Raw genomic sequence first — 16,942 nt, forward strand, 5'->3', positions numbered from 1 at the left:
TGAATGGCTTATCAACACACCATCGGTAGCCGCCTTTATAAATTTAGCGGTTTAAAAGAACTGCTGGCCAAAGCAACACCCTTTAGGACCGGCGACGCATTGGCCGGACTTTGTGCCGAAACTTATGAAGAGCGGGTAGCAGCACAAATGACGCTGGCGGATGTGCCTTTGAAGGATTTTTTGAACGAAGCCATTATTCCATATGAGGAGGATGAAGTTACCAGACTGATAATGGACAGCCACGATACAATCGCTTTTCAGTCGGTAAGTAGTTTCACCGTTGGCCAACTGCGCGATTGGTTATTGGAGGAAGAAACTTCCACAGCCGTCCTCACCGATATTCAGCAAGGTTTAACGCCAGAAATGGTTGCGGCCGTATCCAAGATCATGCGCAACCAGGATTTGATCCTTGTGGCCAAAAAATGCGAGGTGGTTACCCGTTTTAGAAATACTATTGGCCTTACAGGGCATTTTGCAACGCGTTTGCAGCCTAATCACCCTACAGATGATGCCCGCGGAATTGCCGCCAGTTTAATAGACGGTTTGCTGTATGGCAGCGGCGATGCTTGTATAGGTATTAATCCTGCCTCGGATAGCCCGGCTGCCGTATTGAAGATCCTTACGCTGGTTGATCGCCTTCGCGAACAATTTGAGATACCTACCCAATCGTGTGTACTTAACCACATCACGACTACCATCCAGCTGATAAATCAGAATGCGCCCGTCGACTTATGTTTTCAATCGATCGCGGGTACACAAAAGGCAAATGCAAGCTTCGGGATAGATCTTAAGTTGCTGGATGAGGCACACGCAGCTACACAAAGCCTTAATAGGGGCACAGCGGGCAATAATGTCATGTACTTTGAAACCGGGCAGGGCAGCGCGTTGTCGGCAGATGCACATCATGGCGTAGACCAGCAAACCTGCGAAACCCGAGCATATGCAGTTGCCCGCAAATTTAAGCCATTGCTCGTTAATACGGTGGTAGGTTTTATAGGCCCGGAATACCTTTATGATGGCAAGCAGATCATCCGCGCAGCGCTGGAAGATCACTTTTGCGGCAAATTGCTGGGCCTGCCAATGGGCGTGGATATCTGCTATACTAACCATGCCGAAGCCGACCAGGACGATATGGATAATTTGCTTACGCTGCTGGGCGTTGCCGGCTGCAATTTTATTATGGGCATCCCCGGATCTGACGATATTATGCTCAACTATCAGTCGACATCATTTCATGATGCCCTTTACATCCGCAAGGTGCTGGGCCTTAAACAATCCCCTGAGTTTGAGCAGTGGCTGATCAAACAAGGCATATTTGATGAACAGGGCAATCGTTCTGACGCCGCGACAGCCGGAATGCTTGGTAAAATGAAAGCCTTATGGACAAGATAACCGCACCGGATAATGAGCCTTTGAATTTTTTAAAGGAGTTTACCAAAGCCCGTATTGCCATTGGCAGCACCGGTACCAGCATCCCTACAAAACAATGGTTAGCTTTTAAAATGGCACACGCCCATGCCCGCGATGCTGTATACTCGGCCATGAACAGCGATGTAATGGCCGTTCAGCTGGCTGAATTTAAGCTGCCTGTACTGCAATTACATAGCCGGGCAGATAGCAGGCCGCAGTACCTGCAAAGGCCGGATATGCGCCGGTTGTTGGATGGCTACTCTGCAAACCGCCTGGCCGACCAGGTAACCGGCAACGATGTAGCTATTGTTATTGCCGATGGTTTATCGGCAATGGCTATTCATGAAAACGTCCTGGCTTTGCTCAGGTTGCTTATCCCTAAATTGATAGCCACAGGGTTAAAGATGGCGCCGGTAAGTTTGGTACAGCAGGGGCGTGTAGCCATAGCCGACCCAATTGGCGATACGCTATGTGCCAGATTATCCATTATCCTGATTGGTGAACGACCCGGCCTTAGCGCCGCAGACAGTATGGGTGCATATATTACCTACAACCCAAAGCCCGGGCTTAAAGACAATGCGCGTAACTGTGTATCTAATATACGGCCGGGCGGGCTGCCATATAAGGTAGCTGCCGATAAGATCTTTTACCTGGTGCAGGAAGCATTTAAACGCAGGTTAACCGGTGTAGAGCTTAAGGACAATGAAGGGCTTTTAACTCAATGAAATTAAGGGTTCATTTCTTGCCGGCGCATGGGCATGGTATCAATAACAGCAAATAGTTTTTGTAAGGTAAGAGGCTGATTGCTACGCAACTTTTCGCCGCCGTCTTTCCCGGTTAGTGTTACTGTAAAAGTATTTTTGACGTGGTTCTTTTTATATAGTGCCGCTGTTTGGGAACCATAAACGTGGGTTTCAATAACCAGGTCCCTGTTGGCCATACCAGGCTTATCCTGGTTAAACAACTGCATTTGCTTTATGTATTGTGCATTATTAATGCCTGGCGTATAAACCGTGAGTACCCGTTTAGTATTTTGCTGGAACAGCAGAGTTAAGATTATCAGGCGAAGTATCATATCGGGGCCGTTTGGTTAATTTAACAGCCGTCGCCCCAAATGGTTTAAATCACTTCTTTAGCGCTTACGGGAATAGTGGCCGCCCACGGCATTGTTGTTGTTAACCAATGCAGGTTGCAGCAAGCGAGTTGCTGATAAATATTTAAGTTCAAATTAGTTTGGCATAAAGTGCCGGTTAAATGTGCTATTTAATTTTCTAACTACACATCGGTACTAATAAAAATGCCGTATTTAGCCAAAGACCTATTAATATGCAAAACAACCCCGTCCCCCAGAATGAAATGGAGCGTATCATAAGTCTGTCCGACTATGATATCGATTATACCGCTTTTCAGGATCAGTTTAAAGATCTTGCAAAGTTAGCCGCCAAGGTTGCCGGTACCGAAGTGTCGCTGGTTAACCTGATAGATACCTTTACCCAATGGACGATAACCAATCACGGGCTCGAAATTGACCAGATGCCGCGTGACCAATCGGTTTGCCAGTATACAATAGCAACCGAAAACCCTTTCGAAGTAAAAGACCTGCAGTCTGACGATCGGTTTAAAGATAAATTTTATGTTGTAGACGAGCCAAAACTGCGGTACTACTACGGTATCCCGCTTCGTACGGAGGGGGGCCACAACCTGGGCGCACTGTGCGTGTTAGACAAAGACCTGAAATCGTTATCGCCTGAGAAGATTGAACTGCTTAAAATAATTGCAGACGAAATAGTTAACCGGCTTAATGCCCAAAAGATGATAACCGGGCTTAAAACCAAACTGCACGATGCTAACGAAAGCAAAAAAAAGGTAGCGCATGACATTCGTGGCCCGTTGGGCGGTATTATTGGCCTGGCGCAGGTGATCAGTGAGCAGGGTAAGGAGAATGAGATTGACGAAGTGCTGGAATTTATCAACCTGATACAACGCAGCGGCCGCTCATTACTGGAACTTGCCGATGAAATATTAACTACCAGCAAGCCCGTTCGAGATTTAAAGGCCAATGAGTTTAACCTGCTTATTTTTAAAGATAAGCTGGAAAAACTGTACATGCCGCAAGCTATCAGCAAGAACATTAAGTTTACTGTTACTACATCCGTTAATTCGGCAACCATCCCGTTTGCCAAGAACAAGTTGTTGCAGATAACAGGAAACCTGATATCAAACGCGATGAAGTTTACGCCGCGCGAAGGCCTGGTAACCGTTGACCTGAGCCTGAAGGTAGAAGAAACACGGAATATTTTACAGATCAATGTTACTGATACGGGCGTTGGGTTAGACCAGGCAGGTATAGATAACATAATGGGCGGTATAAAAACATCTACTGATGGTACCGGCGGTGAGGCAGGCTACGGATTTGGCCTGGCGCTGGTAAAGCACCTTATCGATTCGCTGCAAGGTACACTGCATATTTATTCGCAGCCGGGCCAGGGTGCAAACTTCGAGGTGATACTGCCTCAGGCGCCATAATAAGTGGTATTTAAATTGAAGTTCAGATTCATTGTTTAACTTAGATCACTTAAGCTAACAACATGAATCAATTAAAAATATTTGTAAGCTCAACTTGCTACGATCTAACTCAAATACGTGCGGATTTATTTGATTTTATTTCCAGTCTAGGGTATCAACCAATCCTTTCTGAGTATCCTTCTTTTCCTATCGATCCCAACAAGGATACGATAGAAAATTGCATTGAAAATGTTAAAAGTGCTGACTTATTTATTCTTATAATAGGCAATCGTTATGGAAGTGTTGTTGAACATGGTAAGTCAATAACTAATACCGAATACCTATACGCTAAAAGCGTTGGAATACCTGTTTATACATTTATTTATAAGCCATTGTTAACCTTGCTGAAGGTATGGATTAATAATAAGTCAGTAGACTTTACGAATAGTGTTGATAGCAATTTAATATTTGAATTCGCAGAAAACGTTCGAACAACTGACAAAAACTGGTGTTTCGATTTTGAAAAAGCGCAAGATATAACATCTACTCTAAAAATTCAGTTAAGTCATCTATTTAAAAATTCATTATCTATAAGACAAAAATTAAACTTTTCTGGCAGTCCTGAATATTGGAAAAAACTGTCTCCAGCCGCTATCAATATTATATTAAATAAATCGGATAATTACGAGTTGAGATTTTTTATTCGAACGTTGGAAGATGAACTTTTAAAGCATGATGATTTAAATTTGGATGTAGAATACAAAATCCGGTTGGGCAGAAGTAAATCAGTGTTAAACGATGAAAATTTATTGGATTGGATATCCGAAGAGTTTGCAAAAATAAATCAGTTTTTAGAAACAGCGGATAACTTGTTTAACAAGGCTTACAAGAAATATTACGGTGAGCCAGGAGTCCCAGCTGATCTTAAAGGACTATATTATGTTGCAAACGCTATTGCGAGATTGCACAAAGAAATGTTGTCTTGGTCTATAAATATTTCATCAACTTCGGTGTCGGAAGATCACCAATATATGCGAGACTTGTTAGCTGATTATCCCATTCGATCTGCGGCGAATATTTGGGATTACCCCAAAAAGGTTTCGTTTGACTTAGAAAGCGGATTTTTAAGAGTTGCTAATGGCGAAAAGGGGATTGTCATAACCTCCTCTCTAAACCTTGAAGTGGATGACGAAATTCAAAAACAATTATTGTCTGAATTTAAACTTCTTGGAAATAAATTAGGGCTTTAATTATTCTCTGCTTCTTACAGGTAACACTTTTAATACAGATTTTGAAGGGTTGTTTATTTTAATAACTTTGGTTTAACCAATCAATTACAAACCAGGGTATCAATTTTATGAAAAACCAAAATCTAAGCAGGCGCCGGTTTATAGGCAGCAGTGCGCTTGCCGCAACATCCATGTTGTTATTATCAAAGTCATCATTTGCGGGCTCGCTTTTAAGCGCTGCCAAGCCAAATTCGATGATCAACGGCGTACAGATAGGGGTAATAACCTATTCGTTCCGCAGCATGCCCGGCACTGCCGAAGACCTGCTTAAGTATTGCATCGACTGTAACATAAACGCAATTGAATTGATGGGCGACGCTGCCGAAGCTTATGCCGGTGCCCCTAAACGCGAAACCGGGACCTCATGGGCCGACTTTATGCCAAAGATGGCCGAGTGGCGCACGGGTGTGTCTATGGATAAATTTAAGGAACTGCGCAAAATGTACAATGATGCCGGTGTAACCATATATGCCTGGAAACCTGATGCTTTGGGCGAAAAAAATACCGATGCCGAAATTGAGTATGCGTTTAACGCAGGTAAGGCACTGGGCGCAAGCCATGTAACCGTTGAGCTGCCTAATGACCAGCAAACTAAACGCCTTGGCGATTTGGCCACCAAACACAAAATGTACGTTGGTTACCATGCACATACACAGGCTACGCCAACTTTGTGGGACGCAGCACTAAGCCAATCTAAATACAACGCCATCAACCTGGATATTGGGCATTACGCATCTGGTACCAGCAGCAGCCCGGTGCCCTTCATTGAAAAATATCACGACCGTATTGTAAGCATGCACATTAAGGACCGTAAATTTAATAACGGGCCAAACGCGGTTTGGGGGCAGGGTAATACGCCAATTAAAGATGTACTGGCGTTAATGAAAAAGAACAAGTATAAATTCCCCGCTACTATCGAGCTGGAATATAACTTACCCGCCGGCAGCGACGCTGTTGCCGAAGTAAAAATTTGCCGCGCCTATGCTGCAGATGCTTTGAAGGCTTAAAAGAATCTAAAAAGATGGGTCATGATGAGCCTGTCGAAGCATGGCGGGTTAGCCGCCCTCGTTCTTCAACAGGCTCAGGATGACCCTTTTTTGAACAGGTTATCCCTGATCTTTGAATTTCTCCGAACAATAATCAGTATGTTGTTTCAACTTAGCGGTTAAGATGCTGAGATAAATCAGTACGATAGCTTCAGACGAAACAGCTTAATTAGCAGGCTCCTCTGGCTTATAAGATGACAGGTGCGTGGTTTTGATACTGAAAACGAATGACTTGCCTACGCTTATCTTTATCGCTTTATCCTGTATCATAGCTTTGATGGTTTCATCGGTTTTTAAGGCTTCGTGTAAATCACGTGCAACTGCCGATCCGCTAATGTTGTTGATCACCTTACCATTTTCCATTTGAAGGCTAAAGGTATAACCGGATTTACCGCGGTCGCCGGCCGATTCAAAATCCGTAATGTTTAATTTGAAACTTTGATCTTCCGTAAAGCTTCTCTTCAAATGAAGGCGAATCACCGGGATGTATTTTCTCCAGGTTGTGAGGTATTTTCTTTCTTCCATGTGTGGGTGGTAAAGGTATAAATTTAATGTGGTTACCGGCCTGCATTAACAATTAAGCATAAAAAAAGCGGGTAACTGTATGGTTACCCGCTTTTTAAACAGTGTTCACGATGAGATTCGAACTCATATCGACGGCTTCGGAGGCCATAATTCTATCCATTGAACTACGCGAACGTTACCTTGAACCCCTAAAAAGGGTTATCGGTGCAAATGTATTACAATAAATATTGTTTTCCTATTCCCCGTACGGAGATAGGCCGCTTAAACGTTAAACCTGAAGTGCATCACGTCGCCGTCTTCTACAACGTACGTTTTGCCTTCAATACCCATTTTGCCGTTTTCTTTTATTACCGCTTCCGATCCGTTAAACTTTACAAAATCATCGTATTTAATTACCTCGGCACGGATAAAGCCTTTCTCAAAATCGGTATGGATAACACCCGCTGCCTGTGGTGCTGTAAAGCCTTGGGTAATTGTCCAGGCGCGCACTTCCTGTACACCGGCGGTAAAGTAGGTAGCTAAATTCAATAGGCGGTATGCGGCTTTGATCAGCTTGTTAACCCCTGATTCGGTCAGGCCAAGGTCGCCCAGAAACTCCTGGCGTTCTTCGTATGATTCCAGTTCAGATATCTCAGCCTCGATTTGCGCAGATATTACCAGCACCTCGGCACCCTCTTCTTTGGCAACAGCTTTAACCCTTTCTACGTAAGCATTACCGTTCACAACAGAACCTTCGTCAACGTTGCAAACGTACATTACCGGTTTGGCAGTCAGCAGCCAGATATCTTCAATGTATTCCTTATCCTCTTCTGCAACCGGCGCGGTGCGTGCGCTTTTGCCTTCAAGCAGGTGGCTCCTGTAAACATTAAGCACATCGTAGGTTTTTTTAGCCTCCTTATCGCCGCCTGTTTTGGCCATCTTTTCAACTTTTTGAATCTTTTTTTCTACAGAGTCCAGATCTTTCAGCTGCAATTCGGTATCGATGATTTCTTTGTCGCGGATAGGGTCAACCGATCCGTCTACGTGGATCACATTATCATTGTCAAAGCAGCGCAGCACGTGTATGATAGCGTTGGTAGCGCGGATATTGGCCAAAAACTGGTTACCCAGGCCTTCGCCTTTGCTGGCACCTTTTACCAGGCCGGCAATATCCACTATCTCGATAACGTTGGGTACTACGCTCTTGGGGTTAACAATTTCAGTAAGTTTGGTAAGGCGCTCATCGGGCACGGTGATAACACCAACATTTGGCTCGATTGTGCAGAACGGAAAGTTTGCCGCCTGTGCCTTGGCGTTAGATAAACAGTTAAAAAGTGTTGACTTACCTACATTCGGTAAACCTACTATACCACATTGTAAACCCATTTCTATATTTAGTTGATTGGTGAGTGGTTGATTAGGTGAGTAGTTAACCATTCACCATTTAACGTAATCAACCACGCACTTGTAAAGCCGCAAAGATAACAGAAAAAAAGGCTTGTAATTTGAAAAAATAAACGACTTTTGCCAGCGTTACCACAACGGGCAAAACAGCGTACAAGCATGTAAACACGAGGGTTTTTTATGGAAGAAATGGTTGAGCAAATAGAATTATTACTGGAGCAGGAAGATACCACAGAGCTGCGGGAATACCTTAATAATCTCAACATATCTGACGTAGAGGAACTTATAGACGAACTGCCCGAGCATGGCCCTAAATTTATAGAGATATTATCTATAAACCGTGCGGTTAACGTATTCCGCATCTTGGATTTCCCAACGCAGGAGCGCATCATTAAAAAATTATCAGGCAAAAAGGTAAGCGAGATCATTAACGAACTGCCGCCCGATGACCGTACCGCATTTTTTAGCGAATTGCACGGCGATGCGGTTACAAAACTTATCCTGCACCTGTCGCCCGCCGACCGTAAAGAAGCTTTATCACTTTTAGGGTACAAGGAAGACAGCGTAGGCCGGTTAATGACGCCGGACTATATTGCCGTTAAAAAACATTGGGATGTTACCAGGGTACTTGCGCACATACGCAGGTATGGTAAAAACTCCGAGACTATTGATGTTATTTATGTAATAGGCGATAACGGGGTTTTGCTGGATGATATCCGCATCCGCGAGATATTACTGGTTGCACCAGAGACAAAAGTGAACGATTTGATGGATGGGCGGCTGATTGCCCTGAGCGCCAACGACCCGCAGGAAGAAGCCATTAACGTTTTTAGGATGAACAACCGTACTGCACTGCCGGTAACGGATGATGACGATATCCTTTTAGGTATTGTAACGGTAGATGACATCTTGTGGATAGCTAACGAAGAATATACCGAAGACATTCAAAAAATTGGTGGTACTGAAGCGTTGGACGAGCCCTACCTGGATATCAATCTGTTTCGCCTGGTTAAAAAGCGCGTGGGATGGCTGGTTATACTATTTTTGGGCGAGATGCTTACAGCAACTGCCATGGGCTTTTTTGAGCACGCCATTGAGCAGGCCGTAGTGCTGGCGCTATTTATACCACTCATCATTTCAAGCGGGGGCAATAGTGGTTCGCAGGCATCCACACTGATCATCCAGGCTATGGCGCTGGGCGAAGTGACCATATCCGACTGGTGGCGGGTAATGCGCCGCGAAATCTTATCTGGACTGATGCTTGGCGTTACCCTTGGTATGATAGGCTTTTTACGGATAGCGGTGTTTAGCGCCTTTAGTAATCTGTACGGGCCACACTGGGCGCTGGTAGGCGTAACCATTGGGTTTTCGCTGGTTGGGGTAGTGCTTTGGGGTTCTTTAGCAGGATCGATGCTGCCCCTGCTCCTTAAAAAATTAGGTGCCGACCCTGCTACGTCGTCTGCACCATTTGTGGCCACACTGGTAGATGTGACCGGGCTTATTATCTATTTCAGTTTCGCGGTATTAATTTTAAAAGGCACACTTTTATAAATTATTTGGTTGGTTTTAAACCATTTGTTACTTTAAGGAAAATTTAAACCTTTAAAATGGAAACAAACGAAAATTACCATCAGCCAGCTGCCGAGCCGCAAATGATCCTGACAGATCAGGCACAGTTTTATTTACAAAAAGCCGGGCAATGGGCCTTCTTTTTAGGGATCATGGGCTTTGTGGGTACTGCATTTTTAGCGATAGCTGCATTGTTTGTAGGAACCATTTTTACATCAATGGCTGCCATCAACCCGCTTATGGCACATGCTGCAGGCATGGGCGCGGCAGTAACCGTGATGTACTTGCTTTTAGCAGCGGTTAGCTTTTTCTTTTCGCTATACCTATATCAATTTGGTGATCGTGTGAAAAAAGGAATTGCTTACCACAACGTTGATGAAACTACTGCCGCGTTAGGCAAGCTAAAATCATTTTTTAAGCTGTGGGGTATTTTTACCATTGTTTATATCGCATTTTTGATATTATTCTTCATCACAATGATTTTAGTGGGTGCAAATGCAGCATCGCACATTCCTAACGGCAGCGCGCTTTAAAAAAATACCCTGTCCAGGAAATGGACAGGGTAATATTATAATTTAGGTTGAATAAAGTTATTGCGGCAGTTAGTAAGAAAAATCGCCGTCGGCTTTTGCTACTTCCGGGTTTTCGCTGTATTCGTAACGTTTCTCAACTACTTCCTGATGGTCTTTGATGTAGTCTACAGTGTCTTTTAATCCCTCGGCAAATTTCTCAAAATCCTCTTTGTACAAAAATATCTTATGCTTAACAAAAACGCCATCTTCCGGGCGCTTTTTGCTCTCGGTAATGGTCACATAATAATCGTTTGACCGGGTTGCCTTCACATCAAAAAAATAAGTCCTCTTCCCGGCCCTAACCTTTTTGGAGTAAACTTCTTCGCGTTCTCTGTTATCAAAATCTCCCATAAAATCTTTATCGTAATAGTTTGGTTGGCTAAATATAAATATTTTTTTAAACCACAAGCAGTAATTGTAATATTATTACGGTATTGCACAAACTTTTACGTTGTAAAATTGTAAAGGGTTGCATTGTCAAGCCTGCTCTTCTTCCTCCAGTAATTGCTTTTCATACAATTCAAAGTAGGCGGCTTTATTATCCATCAGTTGCGAGTGGGTGCCCTGCTCAATTATCTCGCCGTTATCCAATACCAGTATCTTATCGGCGTTTTTGATGGTCGAGATCCTGTGCGAAATTATAACACTGGTTTTGCCTTGCATAATACGGCCCAGGTTGCTCAGTATCTCTTCTTCGGTGCGGGTATCTACGGCCGACAGGCAATCGTCAAAGATCAATACCTGCGGCTGTTTTACAATGGCCCGGGCAATACTCACACGTTGTTTTTGCCCGCCGGACAAGGTTACACCACGCTCGCCTATCAGCGTTTCAAAGCCTTTATCCAGTTCAATAATGTTGTTGTAAACGGCTGCGTCTTTAGCTGCTTGCTCTACCCGTGGCATATCGAGCACGTCGGCACTAAAGGCGATGTTGTGCGATATAATATCTGAGAAAAGGAAAACTTCCTGCGGTACAAAACCTATCTGGGCGCGGTAATTATCCAGGTTTACATCTGTTATCGGCGTATCATCAACCAAAATGCTGCCGCCGGTGGTATCATACATGCGCATCATAAGATTACCGATGGTTGATTTACCGGACCCGGTGCGGCCGATGATCGCCACCATCTCGCCGGGGTTGGCCACAAACGATACATTTTTTAATGCCCTGATGCCGGTATCCGGGTAAACAAACGATACATTGTTAAATTCGATTTTCCCGTTAAGGTGGGTAGCAGGTACATCCGGAGATATGATCTCCGGCGTTTCATGCAAAAATTCATTAATGCGTTTTTGCGAAGCCGCCGCACGCTGGATCAGCGAGGTTACCCAACCCAGCGATATTACCGGGAACGCCAACATATTGAGGTAAACAATAAATTCGGCAATGTTACCGGCAGTAATGTTGCCTTTCATAACCTCGATGCCGCCAATGTACATGGTAATCACATTACTCAGCCCGATAAGCAACAGCATTGCAGGGAAAAACATAGCCTGAACCCTGGCCAGCGCCATGCTTTGTATTTTATAGTCCTCGCTTTCGTCGGCAAATTTGCCGCGTACAAAGCCCTCTCTTACATAGGATTTTATTACCCGGATGCCCGAAAAATTTTCCTGTACAAAGCTGGATAAGGCCGAAAGCCTTTTTTGGATCTGTTCGCTACGGAACTCAATTACGGTGTTTACATAAAAGATGATCACTGCCAGGACCGGCAATGGCAGCACCGAAAATATAGCCAGCCGCAAATTCACCGATACCATTGCATAGATCACCAGTATAAACAGGATAATGGTATTGATGGTATACATGATACCTGGCCCCAGGTACATGCGCACGCGGCTAACATCCTCGGTAACGCGGTTCATCAGGTCGCCGGTGTTGTGGCGGCGATAAAAAGCAAGAGATAAGCGCTGGTAATGGCTATAGATCTCGTTCTTCAGATCATACTCGATATGTCGCGACATCAGGATGATGGTTTGCCGCATAAAAAACAGGAAAAGCCCGCGAAGCAGGGCAAGTATCAGCACCAGGACACCAAATAGCAGCAAACTGGAGCCAAAAATATCGTAAATAACTTCCTGCCTGTTAAAGCCTGAAAAAAGCTGGTAAACACCTATATTTTCGGTAACAAGGTCAAACGCTACACGGATAACCTGCGCCGGCAAAACCCCGAAAATGTTGGATATGATTACAAACAGCACTCCCGGTACTAATCGCCAGCGATATTTGTAAAAGAATTTATTGAGGTAGGCGAGTTCTTTCATACTGTTGTAGTCGGAAAGTCGGGAAAGACCGAAAGTCCGGAAGATAGAATTCAAAAGTACAGTAAGTGAATTGCAAATCAAAGTTTGCTCGCAAGTCACGTCGACTTACCTGTGCTGTTCAATATTGAATTATTTGAGGTTGTTGCCCAACCGCTCTATTCCATTTTTTACACCCTGCCTAATCATATTGCCATAACCGTCGTTAGGTAAATATTGTGTAAAATCCATAGCCAAGTGGTAATTATTTAAAGCTAAAGCATTGTTGTTTAGATCCTCATATCCTTTGGCAATGTTTAAATATAACGACGGCAAGGTGCCTTTTATCTCGTCGTCGTTTATCTTCAGGGCTATTGTTAAAGCTGTTTCATCCCATTTAAGTTTATCGGCGGTATTTTTTTGGTGCCTGGCAACATAATGGGCTGCAGTAAACTTTTCCAGGTCGGTTTGGGCCTGCTGCCAAGCCTGGTTAAATAATTCTGCTGCCTGTTGCGGCTCGCCCTGGCCTTCTAACGCCATTCCGTCGGCGCATAGCTTTACTACATGGTTGTTTGGATCAAATTGCATTTTATGAATTAATGTTGCACAAATATGAGTAGCCGGGCAATCACTTTTATTGATCTATATCAAAATCACTTTGACTTAAGCCTGCTAAGTGTTTCTTGCGCAATATCAAGATACGAGGCCAAAACTTTATTAGACAGGCGGTTTACATAATAAGGCTTATTAGCAAGCAAATTTTGGTAGCGCTCTGTTGCGGTTAGCGATACGATTTGGGCTATCCGGTTGGCTTGCTGCACGTATGCCGATTGCAAAAAACGAATATAAAATGCCGCCCATTCGGGCATTTGGGCAACCAGCATAAAGAAGTGCTTACGATTGATTGATAATAATTCTGTATTGTCCAGCGCGTCCACATATTCAATAGAAGGTGTTTGATCAATGAAACTTGAAAGGGCTGTGCCCATAGAACCGTTAAAAGCGATATACCGCGTTTTTTCCGCACTATTAGCGGCTAAATAGTAAGTTCTGATACAGCCCTTTACCACGAAGTATAACTGGTCACAATCATCTCCTTTAAAGATGATAATGCTATTTTTTTTGTATGACCTTGGCTTAAAGTATTGCAGCACCTCATTCAACTCATCTTCATTAAGTTGAGTGTTAGTTCGCAAAAAGGATGTCAAACTATCTGTCATTAGGTACACAATTAAATAGTTGATGTTGTGCGGCAATTTAATAAATATACTGCCTTGAATGCTGAATACACGATAGCTTATATGCTTTTTATAAACCCTTTCATCCTAACTAAACTTTGCCACAATAAAAAAAACCCATACTTTTGCAGCACAAGAGAAATAATTTTACTTGCCGTTATTACAATGCCTGCCCAAACCGCCACCGATAGTATTTTTAACCAGCTGGAAACTTACGGTCATAAAAAGGTTGTGTTTTGCAGCGACCCCGATACAGGCTTAAAAGCAATCATCGCCATCCATGATACTACGTTAGGCCCTGCTTTAGGTGGTACCCGTATGTGGGCCTATAAAACCGAAAAGGAAGCCTTGCAGGATGTTTTGCGCCTTTCAAAAAACATGACGTACAAGTCGGCCATTGCAGGGTTAAACCTGGGCGGTGGTATGGCCGTTATCATTGGTGATTCCCGTAAAGATAAAACCGAGGCTTTACTGCGCAAGTTTGGCCGGTTCATAAAAAACCAGAACGGCGAATTTATCACTGCCGAGGATGTGGGCACCAACCCGCGCGATATGGAATACATCCGCATGGAAACCCAGCATGTTGTTGGTGTGCCCGAAACAATGGGTGGCAGCGGCGACCCCGGGCCGGTAGCGGCAATGGGGGTTTACATGGGTATGCGGGCGGCCTTAAAAGAACTTTACGGATCTGATACCATCACCGGCCGCAGCGTAATTGTGCAGGGCATAGGCCACGTAGGCGAGCAGTTGGTAAAACTACTAACAGAGGCTAACGCCAAAGTTTACGTAAGCGACATCAATGACGAACGCAAACGCCAGGTATCCAAAAAATACGGTGCCGAAGCAGTATCTAACAATACCATTTTTGATATCAACGCAGATATCTATGCGCCATGTGCAATGGGGGCAACCATAAATACACAAACTATAAATAAACTGCAGTGCGCCATAATTGCCGGATCGGCAAATAACCAGTTGCAGGATGAGGCAGTGCACGGGCAGATGCTGCTGGACAAAGGCATACTGTTTGCGCCCGATTACGTTATTAGCGCAGGCGGTATTATCAATTGCTATTCGGAACTGATGGGATACAGCAAAAAACGTACGCTGCAGCTCACCGAAAATATTTATGATGCAACCAGAAATGTTTTAAAACTTTCTAAGGCCGAAAACATTTCTACTATTGACGCGGCAAATAAGATTGCCGAAAAAAGAATAGCAGACATAAAAAAAGTAAAATCAACCTATTAAATCAGTATCACGGCGGGCCGTTGGGCCGGTCATAATCGTTCTTACAAAATGTTAAACAGAAGGCACCTTAGGGTAAAAGTGTTACAATCGCTATATGCGTTTCACCAGTCGAGTACAAAAGATGTCAAGGCTCATGAAAAGTTTTTGCTGGGTAGTATAGACCAGGTTTTTGAAATGTATGTTTGGATGTTGTCGCTAATTAATGAAGTGGCCGATTATACATCCCGTGATGCCGAAGAGCGCGCCAACAAACACCTGCCCACTGCCGAGGACCTGAATGCAAACGTAAAATTACTAAGCAATAAGTTTATCCTATCTCTAGCCGAGAATAACGAATTCTCTATCGCTCTGAAAAAATACAAGGTTGATTGGTCATTCGATCCTGAACTGGCCAAATCACTGTTTGATACGTTAAAGGCATCGCCGGAATATGCCGAATACCTGGCAAAAGAGGATGACAGCATCCATTCTGATAAAGATATCATCAAATTCATTTTCAAGAAGGTTATTCTTAAATCGTCATTGGCCGAACAGGTTTTTGAAGATAAATTTATTTTTTGGCCGGTAGACCGCGAAGTTTTACAGGCGTTGATCGCTAAAACATTCAAGAATTTTGCTAACGATGAAGACCTCAAGAAAAATCAGCTGGCCGAGATCAGCGGAAATTGGGCCGAGGATAAAGAATTTGTGATCAACCTGTTCGAGCAAACTATCCGCTACGATAGCCAGTACCAGGAGCTTATTGCCGAGAAGACCCAGAACTGGGAGCCAGACCGTATTGCCATGATGGATACATTATTAATGAAGATGGCTATTGTAGAATTTATTAATTTTACATCGATACCGGTAAAGGTTACTATCAACGAGTACCTGGAGATATCTAAAGAGTTTAGTACACCTAAAAGTAATTCGTTTATTAACGGTATATTAGACAAGATTTTATTTGAACTAAAAGCCCAGAATAAAGTAAGAAAAATAGGCAGGGGATTAATAGAATAACAACACATGAAAAGACTGTTTTTATGCTCAATTATGGCAGGTTTACTGTTTACAGCCTGCAACTCAAATACCGGCAATAGTGCTACGGCTGCGGTTACTACCGATGCAGGCGCTACCAGCGCAACCAATGCGCCGGCCATGAAATTTGAAAAAGAAACCCACGATTTTGGTAAGATCAAAAGTGGTGATAAGGTTACCTACGCATTCAAATTCACAAATACAGGCAAATCGCCGTTGATTATTAAAGATGCGGTTGCAACCTGTGGCTGTACCAAGCCCGAGTGGCCTACAACCCCAATTGCCCCCGGCGCCGATGGCGAAATTAAAGTGACCTTTAACAGCACTGCCAAATTTGGCTTGCAGGATAAGCAAATTACCGTTACTGCCAACACTAATCCTGCACAAAACATGGTGCACCTTATTGGCGAGGTAACAACTAAATAATTCACAAATACAAAAAATGACAACAGCTATTTTATTGCAGGCCGGCGGAGGCTTAGGTTACCAGCAACTGATCATGTTCGGATTGATCGCAGTGGTATTTTATTTTTTCATGATCCGCCCGCAGATGAAGAAACAAAAAGATCAGAAAAAATATTCGGAAGAACTTAAAAAAGGAGATAAAGTGGTTACCACAGCCGGTATCCATGGCAAGGTATATGAAATTGCCGATACTACTTTTTTACTGGAAACAGAAAATGGCGGCCGTATCCGATTTAACAAAACGGCTATCTCTTTAGAAGAATCTAAAGCGTTAAACACACCGGTAGTTACTAAATAAATTTAGGACGAAAGATTAAAGACAGAGGACATGTGCCTCTGTAAAAAAAAGGCGGGAGCTTGCAGGTAGTTAAACAGATGTATCTGTAATGCCTTCAATCTTTCGCCTTGCTTGTTAATAAAATCCTTTATCT

18 protein-coding genes and 1 tRNA gene are annotated in these 16,942 nt (G+C 43.6%); 11 read left to right on the forward strand and 8 right to left on the reverse strand.

The genetic code is table 11. From position 1 onward, the window contains the following. The first annotated feature begins 3 nt into the window (after positions 1 to 3). Positions 4 to 1,392 carry an ethanolamine ammonia-lyase subunit EutB gene (locus ACE5CV_RS11475; RefSeq protein WP_374950315.1) on the forward strand — a complete coding sequence of 463 codons (1,389 nt, stop codon included), beginning with the start codon at positions 4 to 6 and terminating at the stop codon, positions 1,390 to 1,392. Beyond that, complete coding sequence (eutC, locus tag ACE5CV_RS11480; protein ID WP_374950316.1) at positions 1,380 to 2,135, forward strand: ethanolamine ammonia-lyase subunit EutC; 756 nt, start codon at positions 1,380 to 1,382, stop codon at positions 2,133 to 2,135. The genes ACE5CV_RS11475 and eutC overlap by 13 nt, the downstream gene beginning before the upstream one ends. Positions 2,136 to 2,137: 2 nt before the next feature. On the opposite strand, the gene ACE5CV_RS11485 is transcribed toward eutC, so the two are convergent. After that, a complete protein-coding gene (locus ACE5CV_RS11485) occupies positions 2,138 to 2,485 on the reverse strand; it encodes a DUF4174 domain-containing protein (protein WP_374950317.1) in 348 nt (115 codons plus the stop codon). 251 nt (positions 2,486 to 2,736) lie between these two features. Between ACE5CV_RS11485 and ACE5CV_RS11490 the strand changes: the two genes are divergently transcribed. The 3 genes from ACE5CV_RS11490 to ACE5CV_RS11500 all read left to right on the forward strand — a co-directional run bounded on the left by ACE5CV_RS11490 (position 2,737) and on the right by ACE5CV_RS11500 (position 6,211). Next, entirely contained in the window at positions 2,737 to 3,936 is a 1,200-nt protein-coding gene (locus tag ACE5CV_RS11490) for a GAF domain-containing sensor histidine kinase (RefSeq protein WP_374950318.1), read from the forward strand. A gap of 62 nt (positions 3,937 to 3,998) precedes the next feature. Continuing rightward, entirely contained in the window at positions 3,999 to 5,165 is a 1,167-nt protein-coding gene (locus tag ACE5CV_RS11495) for a DUF4062 domain-containing protein (RefSeq protein WP_374950319.1), read from the forward strand. A 107-nt stretch (positions 5,166 to 5,272) separates the two neighbouring features. Next, on the forward strand, positions 5,273 to 6,211 hold the full coding sequence (locus ACE5CV_RS11500; protein WP_374950320.1) for a sugar phosphate isomerase/epimerase family protein: 939 nt from the start codon (positions 5,273 to 5,275) through the stop codon (positions 6,209 to 6,211). A gap of 204 nt (positions 6,212 to 6,415) precedes the next feature. On the opposite strand, the gene ACE5CV_RS11505 is transcribed toward ACE5CV_RS11500, so the two are convergent. The 3 genes from ACE5CV_RS11505 to ychF all read right to left on the reverse strand — a co-directional run bounded on the left by ACE5CV_RS11505 (position 6,416) and on the right by ychF (position 8,140). Then, positions 6,416 to 6,775 carry a hypothetical protein gene (locus tag ACE5CV_RS11505; protein WP_374950321.1) on the reverse strand — a complete coding sequence of 120 codons (360 nt, stop codon included), beginning with the start codon at positions 6,773 to 6,775 and terminating at the stop codon, positions 6,416 to 6,418. A 102-nt stretch (positions 6,776 to 6,877) separates the two neighbouring features. After that, positions 6,878 to 6,949, reverse strand: a tRNA-Arg gene (locus ACE5CV_RS11510). A gap of 87 nt (positions 6,950 to 7,036) precedes the next feature. After that, on the reverse strand, positions 7,037 to 8,140 hold the full coding sequence (gene ychF, locus ACE5CV_RS11515; protein ID WP_374950322.1) for a redox-regulated ATPase YchF: 1,104 nt from the start codon (positions 8,138 to 8,140) through the stop codon (positions 7,037 to 7,039). Between the two features lie 198 nt (positions 8,141 to 8,338). Between ychF and mgtE the strand changes: the two genes are divergently transcribed. After that, positions 8,339 to 9,709 (forward strand): magnesium transporter, encoded by a 1,371-nt coding sequence (gene mgtE, locus ACE5CV_RS11520; RefSeq protein WP_374950323.1) that lies wholly within the window; start codon positions 8,339 to 8,341, stop codon positions 9,707 to 9,709. A gap of 56 nt (positions 9,710 to 9,765) precedes the next feature. Next, positions 9,766 to 10,260 carry a DUF5362 family protein gene (locus ACE5CV_RS11525; RefSeq protein ID WP_374950324.1) on the forward strand — a complete coding sequence of 165 codons (495 nt, stop codon included), beginning with the start codon at positions 9,766 to 9,768 and terminating at the stop codon, positions 10,258 to 10,260. A 69-nt stretch (positions 10,261 to 10,329) separates the two neighbouring features. Here ACE5CV_RS11525 and ACE5CV_RS11530 read toward each other — a convergent pair whose 3' ends face one another. The 4 genes from ACE5CV_RS11530 to ACE5CV_RS11545 form a co-directional block, all read right to left on the reverse strand. Next, on the reverse strand, positions 10,330 to 10,650 hold the full coding sequence (locus ACE5CV_RS11530; RefSeq protein WP_374950325.1) for a DUF3276 family protein: 321 nt from the start codon (positions 10,648 to 10,650) through the stop codon (positions 10,330 to 10,332). A gap of 126 nt (positions 10,651 to 10,776) precedes the next feature. After that, positions 10,777 to 12,564, reverse strand: coding sequence for an ABC transporter ATP-binding protein (locus tag ACE5CV_RS11535; protein WP_374950326.1), 1,788 nt, complete (start codon positions 12,562 to 12,564; stop codon positions 10,777 to 10,779). Between the two features lie 129 nt (positions 12,565 to 12,693). Next, on the reverse strand, positions 12,694 to 13,128 hold the full coding sequence (locus ACE5CV_RS11540; RefSeq protein WP_374950327.1) for a hypothetical protein: 435 nt from the start codon (positions 13,126 to 13,128) through the stop codon (positions 12,694 to 12,696). Between the two features lie 65 nt (positions 13,129 to 13,193). Next, a complete protein-coding gene (locus ACE5CV_RS11545; protein WP_374950328.1) occupies positions 13,194 to 13,760 on the reverse strand; it encodes a Crp/Fnr family transcriptional regulator in 567 nt (188 codons plus the stop codon). A gap of 183 nt (positions 13,761 to 13,943) precedes the next feature. Here ACE5CV_RS11545 and ACE5CV_RS11550 point away from each other — a divergent pair, with 183 nt between their 5' ends. The 4 genes from ACE5CV_RS11550 to yajC are packed head-to-tail and all read left to right on the forward strand — an operon-like array spanning position 13,944 to position 16,809. Further along, positions 13,944 to 15,029, forward strand: coding sequence for a Glu/Leu/Phe/Val dehydrogenase (locus ACE5CV_RS11550; RefSeq protein WP_374950329.1), 1,086 nt, complete (start codon positions 13,944 to 13,946; stop codon positions 15,027 to 15,029). A 48-nt stretch (positions 15,030 to 15,077) separates the two neighbouring features. Beyond that, the gene (gene nusB, locus ACE5CV_RS11555; protein ID WP_374950330.1) at positions 15,078 to 16,028 is read left to right on the forward strand and encodes a transcription antitermination factor NusB; all 951 of its coding nucleotides are present in this window, start codon (positions 15,078 to 15,080) and stop codon (positions 16,026 to 16,028) included. 6 nt (positions 16,029 to 16,034) lie between these two features. Continuing rightward, entirely contained in the window at positions 16,035 to 16,472 is a 438-nt protein-coding gene (locus tag ACE5CV_RS11560) for a DUF1573 domain-containing protein (protein WP_374950331.1), read from the forward strand. A 16-nt stretch (positions 16,473 to 16,488) separates the two neighbouring features. Continuing rightward, positions 16,489 to 16,809, forward strand: a complete 321-nt coding sequence (gene yajC, locus ACE5CV_RS11565) for a preprotein translocase subunit YajC (RefSeq protein WP_374950332.1) — start codon at positions 16,489 to 16,491, stop codon at positions 16,807 to 16,809. The last annotated feature ends 133 nt before the right edge of the window (positions 16,810 to 16,942 follow it).

The organism is Mucilaginibacter sp. (assembly GCF_964263795.1).
Classification (GTDB): domain Bacteria; phylum Bacteroidota; class Bacteroidia; order Sphingobacteriales; family Sphingobacteriaceae; genus Mucilaginibacter.